At 65.2% G+C, this 7,197-nt stretch carries 7 protein-coding genes; 2 read left to right on the top strand and 5 right to left on the bottom strand.

Features of this window, described 5'->3' with window-relative positions:
- Positions 1 to 87 precede the first annotated feature (87 nt).
- The 5 genes from ybeY to ACHFFA_RS07950 all read right to left on the bottom strand — a co-directional run bounded on the left by ybeY (position 88) and on the right by ACHFFA_RS07950 (position 4,963).
- The gene (gene ybeY / locus ACHFFA_RS07970; RefSeq protein ID WP_394270313.1) at positions 88 to 576 is read right to left on the bottom strand and encodes an rRNA maturation RNase YbeY; all 489 of its coding nucleotides are present in this window, start codon (positions 574 to 576) and stop codon (positions 88 to 90) included.
- Between the two features lie 227 nt (positions 577 to 803).
- Positions 804 to 1,772, bottom strand: a complete 969-nt coding sequence (locus tag ACHFFA_RS07965) for a hypothetical protein (RefSeq protein ID WP_394270312.1) — start codon at positions 1,770 to 1,772, stop codon at positions 804 to 806.
- Positions 1,773 to 1,946: 174 nt separating this feature from the next.
- Complete coding sequence (locus tag ACHFFA_RS07960; protein WP_394270311.1) at positions 1,947 to 2,978, bottom strand: PhoH family protein; 1,032 nt, start codon at positions 2,976 to 2,978, stop codon at positions 1,947 to 1,949.
- 94 nt (positions 2,979 to 3,072) lie between these two features.
- Positions 3,073 to 4,428, bottom strand: a complete 1,356-nt coding sequence (gene miaB / locus ACHFFA_RS07955) for a tRNA (N6-isopentenyl adenosine(37)-C2)-methylthiotransferase MiaB (protein ID WP_394270310.1) — start codon at positions 4,426 to 4,428, stop codon at positions 3,073 to 3,075.
- A 70-nt stretch (positions 4,429 to 4,498) separates the two neighbouring features.
- A complete protein-coding gene (locus ACHFFA_RS07950; RefSeq protein ID WP_394270315.1) occupies positions 4,499 to 4,963 on the bottom strand; it encodes a peptidylprolyl isomerase in 465 nt (154 codons plus the stop codon).
- A 117-nt stretch (positions 4,964 to 5,080) separates the two neighbouring features.
- Between ACHFFA_RS07950 and mgtE the strand changes: the two genes are divergently transcribed.
- Both mgtE and ACHFFA_RS07940 read left to right on the top strand, forming a co-directional pair.
- The gene (gene mgtE, locus ACHFFA_RS07945) at positions 5,081 to 6,529 is read left to right on the top strand and encodes a magnesium transporter (protein ID WP_394270309.1); all 1,449 of its coding nucleotides are present in this window, start codon (positions 5,081 to 5,083) and stop codon (positions 6,527 to 6,529) included.
- 96 nt (positions 6,530 to 6,625) lie between these two features.
- Positions 6,626 to 7,015 (top strand): DUF1489 family protein, encoded by a 390-nt coding sequence (locus ACHFFA_RS07940; protein WP_394270314.1) that lies wholly within the window; start codon positions 6,626 to 6,628, stop codon positions 7,013 to 7,015.
- Positions 7,016 to 7,197: the final 182 nt, after the last annotated feature.

Genomic DNA, 7,197 nt, shown 5'->3' with positions numbered 1-7,197 from the left:
TGCGTATGGCGGGCCACAGCCCGCCGCTACTGTCCGCGTCTCCCGCGGATGATGTGGAATCGGCCATGGCCGCTCAACGCGCTCCTCTTAATCGCGATCCGCATATGGGTTCGCTATCCCCATCTTGGCAAGCGCCGCGATTTCCAGCGCCTCCATCGCCTCGGCCTCCTCGTCGCTGTCGACATGATCGTGCCCCGCAAGGTGGAGCAGCCCGTGGACGATCAGGTGCGCGGCATGATGCGCGATCGGAACGCCCTTTTCCGCCGCCTCGCGCGCGCAGGTCTCGTGGGCGAGCGCCAGATCGCCGAGCATCTTGGGCGGGCCATCGGGAGCAAGTCCGGCAAGCTCCTCGCGACCGAGCATCGGAAAGGACAGCACATTGGTCGGCTTGTCCTTCCCCCGCCATTCGCGGTTGAGCGCATGAACTTCGGCATCACCGGTGAACAGGAGCGAGGCGCTGAGCCGGGGGTTGGCAAGCAACGGCTCGACCGCTTGCGCCGCCGCCAGCGCGCGGTCAGCCAGCGCGTCCCATTCGGCATTCGCGGGCCAGCCTTCGCTGTCGATATCGAGGTCCATCAGCCAGCACCCGCCGAGGACGTGTCACACTTGTCACACTGTCCTGGGGGGGAAAAGCGGCCTCCGGGTTTAGCCATGAGAGTGTGCAGGAGTTTGGACGAGGTCAGAGCCATTCGGTTCAGCTAGCCGAGCAACGCCGGGTAGGAAAGATTGTGCGAAGCTCCGCTATTAGTGGGAAGCGGAAGGTCTGGTCTTGAAGCTATGGCCTGAGATAACAACGTCATTTTTCAGTCAAGGTCGCGGGACGGATCACCGGTTTGCCTAGTCGCCTCATCGCCGGAGCCCAGCCATGCTGGTGCTTCGGCCGACCATTCCTCGCCGCGCTCGTATCTGAGCTCGCCAAGCTGCTGCGATTTTACCGCGTTGTGGATCGAGCGGAGAGCTTCCTTCCACTCGGCCCCATTCGCAAAAATATACGCATCGAACCGGACTTCATCACGCCCCCCCAAATCGAGACGGCCGCTGACGAATATCTGAGTGCCAGGTTCCTCGCAGATGCTGATTTGGAACCAAGGGAAGTCATTGCCTAACCTGACATCACGTCGGATGGCCCAATAGTTCGAACGTTGGAACTTCTCGAGAATCGCTTCGACCTTAGGCCACTGATCCTTCCCGGCCAGAAGGGTGAATCCAGCAATAGGGCTGATCGAGGTCGCGCCATTTCTCCCCGGATTATGGCAAGTCCTATCCCTGGTGAGGCTGGTCGTGGTGAAAGCCGCAACTAGCACGCAAGCAGCAGCGCCCACTAGGATGGCTATGCGGACGTTACCGACTTCCGCAGGATCGCCTGGACCATGGACAACTGCCCAAAACGCTGCGCCGCCTATAGCACCAGCTGCGCCAAAGCCGAGGATCATTCCGAGGTTCTGAAGCCACCCGACGACCGTGTAAGAGCCGTCAACCACCGTTGCGGTTCCGCCGACTGAAGCGGTGTCAGCCGCCGGTCCCGTCAGCACCAGAAGGGTAGGAATTGCTGCACCGACAACGAACCCGGTTAGCGCCGCTGTTACCAACGACGCTTTGCCGGCGGAATCTGCCGCCAAGTAAAGAGGCAGGCCCACAGCAAACGCCAAAACTCCCGCGATCGCAAAGTTAAGGGGGAACTCGCGCATTCCCCCCATCACTAACGAGATCGCCAACGCAACCAGCCCAGCGGCGATAACCAAGCTGCAAATAACAACAATGGGTTTTCTCAAGACGCTGCCCTCCCGGTTCCATGAGCACTGGCATAGGATCAAGAGGTTGTCAGCAGGACGCCAACCATTCGTTTTGGGGAAATCTCTTCAATTCAAATCCGAATGGCAGATTTGCAGAAAAACAAATTAGTTCAGCAATGTCCGCAATTTGGGTCGTAACCAGCCTTCGCGAGTCTACTCCCCCCGCCCCTCGTAAGCCTCGACGATCCGGCCAACGATCGGGTGGCGCACAACGTCGGCGGAGGTGAAGCGGATAGTGCCGAAGCCTTCGACGCCTTCGAGCTTCTCCACCGCATCGGCGAGGCCGCTCATGCGGTCGCCGCCGGGAATGTCGACCTGGCGGGGGTCGCCGCAGACGACCATGCGGCTGTTCTGGCCGAAGCGGGTGAGGAACATCTTCATCTGCTCGCGGGTGGTGTTCTGCGCTTCGTCGAGGATGATGAAACTGTCCGCCAGGGTGCGCCCACGCATGAAGGCGATGGGCGCGATCTCGATCTCGCCGCTCGCCAGCCGTCGCTCGACCTGCTCGGGCGGCATGCAATCATACAGCGCGTCATAGAGCGGGCGCAGGTAGGGATCGACCTTGTCCTTCATGTCGCCGGGCAGGAAGCCGAGCTTCTCCCCCGCCTCCACCGCCGGGCGGCTGAGGATCAGGCGCTGGACACTCCCCGAAATGAGCTGCGCCACCGCCTGGGCCACGGCAAGATAGGTCTTGCCCGTCCCCGCCGGGCCGAGTGCGAAGATGATATCGTCCCGCACCAGGCTGCGCATGTAGGTCGCCTGCGTGGCGCTGCGCGGCACGATGGTCTTGCGCCGGGTGCGGATCATGATCGGCGGACCCTTGAGATCCGCGTCCATGATCCCGTCCAGCGTGGGTTCGTCCGACATCGCGATCAACGCCTCGATCGCGCCCTGATCGAGATCCTGCCCCAGCGCGAGGCGGTCATACATGGCGTTAAGCACATCGCGCGCGCGGGCGACGCTATCCTCGGGCCCTTCGACGTGAAGCTGGTTGCCGCGCGCGGAAATGAACACGCCGAGACGGTTCTCCACCTGCACCAGATTGGCATCGAACTGCCCGAACAGGACGCCCAGCAAGCTCTGGTTTTCGAAACTGAGATCGACCTGCGCGCGGCGAATCTGACGCTGCGGACGGGGCGAGGGGCTGAAGGCAGGTTGTGCCTCGCGGACGGGTTTGCGGGCCATGCGCTCCTTTCGATTGCGAGTCGGAATTTAGGCGCTGGCAGCGGTCACGCAAGCCGGGGCGCGACGGGGTAGTGGAAATCGCTCTGCGACGCGTTCAGGCGGCGCGGACTTGGCGCAGGGCCCCGCGCATCGAATTGGGACCGGCCTCGACCAGATCCGCCGTCACGACATCCCCGATCGCCGCGCCGTGCCCGGGTTCGTCGGCAAACCATACGCTTTGCAGCCAGGGCGACTTGCCGAGCCACTGGCCGGGGTGCTTGCCCTTGCGTTCGACCAGCACTTCGCAGGTGCGGCCCAGCGTGTTGCGATTAAACGCCAGCTGATCGCGGTTGAGCGCCGCCTGGAGGCGCTGCAGCCGCTCGTCCATCACCTCCGGCGCGATCTGGCCGGGCATGGTCGCCGCCGGGGTGCCCGGGCGCGGCGAATACTTGAAGCTGAACGCCTGCGCGTAACCGACGGCATCGACCAGGGCCAGGGTATCGGCGAACTCGGCCTCGCTCTCGCCCGGAAAGCCGACGATGAAATCTCCGCTTAGCGCGATGTCCGGCCGGGCGGCGCGGAACCGGTCGAGGAGGTTCAGATAGCTTTCCGCCGTGTGGCTGCGGTTCATCGCGCGCAGCACCCGGTCGCTCCCCGCCTGCACCGGCAGATGGAGGAACGGCATCAGCTTGTCGATCTCGCCATGTGCGGCGATGAGATCGTCATCCATGTCGGCCGGGTGGCTGGTGGTGTAGCGAATGCGCGCAAGGCCATCGACCTCGGCAAGGTCGCGGATCAGCCCGGCGAGGCCGATGCGGTGGCCCCGGTCGTTCGCGCCGCTCCACGCGCTGACGTTCTGGCCCAGCAGGGTGATCTCCCGCGCACCGGCATCGACCAGCTTGCGTGCCTCGGTGACGAGATCGGCATAGGGGCGGCTGATCTCCGCCCCGCGGGTATAGGGGACGACGCAATAGGTGCAGAACTTGTCGCAGCCTTCCTGCACCGTCAGGAACGCGGCCGGCGCGATGCGGCGGCGTTCCGGCAGTGCGGCGAACTTGGCGATGGCCGGCATGTCGGTATCGGTCGCGCGCTCGCCCTCGACCGCTCTGGCGAGCATTTCGGGCAGCCGGTGATAGGCCTGCGGGCCGACGACCATGCTGACCGCCGGCGCGCGGGCCATGATCTCCTCGCCCTCGGCCTGCGCGACGCACCCGGCGACCGCGATCAGCGGCTGCTTTCCTGCCGCCCGGCCCGCCTTGGTGAGCCGGCCGATATCGGAATAGACCTTTTCCGCCGCCTTTTCGCGGATGTGGCAGGTGTTGAGGACGACGAGATCCGCTTCCTCCCCCTCCGCCGCTGGCGCGATGCCCTGCGCGGCAAGCAGCTCGGCCATGCGCTCGCCGTCATAGACGTTCATCTGGCAGCCGAAGCTCTTGACCCGGTAGGTCTGGGGGGCGGTCCTGGTGGTCATGGGAAAGCGCGCCTTAGCCACTCGAGATGTCGCTATCAACGCGTAAGGCGCGCCTGTCGCCGCTGTTACCTCACCCCACCGTCGCCTTGACGATCTTGCCGGGATTGCGCGGCGGTTCGCCCTTGGGGAGCGCGTCGACGTGCTCCATTCCGCTCTCGACCTGGCCCCACACCGTGTACTGCCGGTCAAGGAAGGTCGCATCGTCGAAGCAGATGAAGAACTGCGAGTTGGCGCTGTCGGGAACGCTGGTGCGGGCCATCGAGCATGTGCCGCGCACGTGCGGTTCGGCGTTGAACTCGGCCTTCAGGTCGGGCTTGGTCGATCCGCCGGTGCCGTCGCCGTTCCCGCCGTCGCCGCCCTGGGCCATGAAGCCGGGGATGACGCGGTGGAACGGCACGCCGTCGTAGAAGCCTTCCTGCGCCAGCTCGGTGATCCGGGCGACGTGGCCCGGCGCAAGATCGGGGCGCAGCTTGATCACGACATCGCCGGTTTCGCCATTGCCGGTGTCGAGGGTGAGAGTCAGCGTGTCGGCCATAGTATGTTTCTCCATGCGTTCGGGCCCGGTGCGGCCGGGCCGGCGTGCCGCTTCTCTAGCAGCACATCCGCCGGTGTCACCGCTTGCTTTTCGCCGGCCTCCGCCTAGAGCGGCGCCATGTCGGACCAGCCGCGCCATCCTGACGACGACCTGCTGCTGGAAACCCCGCCGGCCGAGGAGGGCCGCCCGGACGACCGCATCGACGACGAGCGGATGGACGAGGAGAACACGCTCAAGCGCGGCTTCGTCCGTGCGGTAAGGGATGCGCTGGCAGCCGGCGATACCGGCGCGGTCTACGATCTGGTCGAGCCGCTTCACCCGGCCGACGTCGCCGACCTGCTCGAACTGTTCGAGCCGGACGAACGCCATCGCCTCGCCGCGGCGATCACCGACCTCATGACCTCCGACGTCGTTGCCGAGCTCAACGACTATGTCCGCGACGAGATGATGGAGGCGCTGCCGGCCGAAGCGGTAGCCCAGATCGCCGAACAGCTGGAAACCGACGATGCGGTCCAGCTGATCGAGGACCTCGACGAGGATGACCAGCGCGCCATCCTGGCCGAACTCGACCCCGAAGACCGCATCGCCATCCAGACCGCGCTGGCCTATCCGGAAGAGACCGCCGGCCGCCTCATGAGCCGCGAATTCGTCGCCGTGCCGGGGCACATCACGGTCGGCGATCTCATCGATTACCTGCGCGACGGGCGCGACCTGCCGGACGATTTCCTCGAGGTGTTCGTGGTCGACCAGCGGCACCACCCGGTGGGCACCTGCCAGCTTTCGTGGATCCTGCGCACGCCGCGCTCGATCCCGCTCAGCGACGTGATGAAGCGCGATCAGACGCTGATCCCCGCGACCCTCGATCAGGAAGAGGTCGCGCTGATGTTCCAGAAATACGGCCTCATCAGCGCTGCGGTGGTGGACGAGGACGGGCGGCTGGTCGGCCAGATGACGGTCGACGACGTAGTCCATATCATCGCCGAGGAAGCGGGCGAGGACGCGCTGCTGATGTCGGGCGCGGGCGAAGGCGACATCAACGAGCCGATCCGCGAAGCCTATTCGAGCCGCGTGCGCTGGCTGATCGCCAATCTCGGCACGGCGCTGGTCGCCAGCGTCATCATCGCCATGTTCGGGGCCGCGATCGAGCAGCTGGTGGCGCTTGCCGTGCTGATGCCGATCGTCGCCAGCATTGGCGGCAATGCCGGCACCCAGACGATGGCGGTGACGGTGCGCGCGATCGCCATGAACCAGCTGACCCGCACCAACACCCGGCGCATCCTGTGGCGCGAGTTCCGCGTCGCCATGCTCAACGGCATCACCATCGCCGTGCTGATCGGCATGGCGACGGGGGCGGTGTTCACGCCCCGGCTTGGAGGAGTGATCGCTGCGGCAATGGTGGTGAATGTCGCCACGGCCGGGCTCGCCGGGGTGCTGGTGCCGGTGGCCTTCGACCGGATGCGGCAGGATCCGGCAGTCGCCAGCAGCGTGTTCGTGACGATGATTACCGATTCGATGGGCTTCTTCGCCTTTCTCGGCCTTGCGGTGGCGAGCGGGGTTGCCGGCTAGTCATCCGGTGCCGACAAGGCGCGAACCGAAGAGGCGGATGACCCGCGGAAGTCGCGCGCGGGTTGAGAGATCGCCGCGGTCCCCCATATGCCTGCGATGCCGCTCAACCTGACCAAGATCGCTTTCGGCGCGCAGACCTATGGCGATATCGAAAGCTGGTTCGCCAACCGCCCGCGGGTTTCGGTCCACACCCGCTATCGTCCGACACGCTGGGAAGAATGCATCGGCGGCTCGCTGTTCTGGATTCATCAGCACAACATCGTCGCGCGTTCGCCCGTTACAGGCTTCGAGCAGCAGGATAACGGCTGCTGGTTCATTCACCTCGAACCCCGCCTTGTCCCGGTGCTGCCCCGCCCCAAGCGCGCGCATCAGGGCTGGCGCTATCTGAAGGGCGAGCCGCCCCGCGACCTTGCCGAGGGCGAACATCAGGGCGACATCATGCCGGGCATCCTTGCCGGACGGTTGCAGAAACTCGGGCTGCTCTGAACCCCCCTGTTTACGACATCGATATGCCGGCAGCTACCGATGGGTTGATACACAGTCCCACCGCCGCCGGGGTCACCGGATGGAAGGGCGGCACATGGGCGGCAAGCTGGCGCGGCAAAACGGCCTTGCCGCGCCACGAGGGGCCAGGAAAAGATGGAAGAACGACACCTGCCGAAAACGCG

Source organism: Qipengyuania sp., from assembly GCF_043423005.1.
Classification (GTDB): Bacteria; Pseudomonadota; Alphaproteobacteria; order Sphingomonadales; family Sphingomonadaceae; genus Qipengyuania.
The sequence above is the reverse complement of the archived record's forward strand: the minus strand, read 5'-3'. Positions and strand labels throughout refer to the sequence as shown.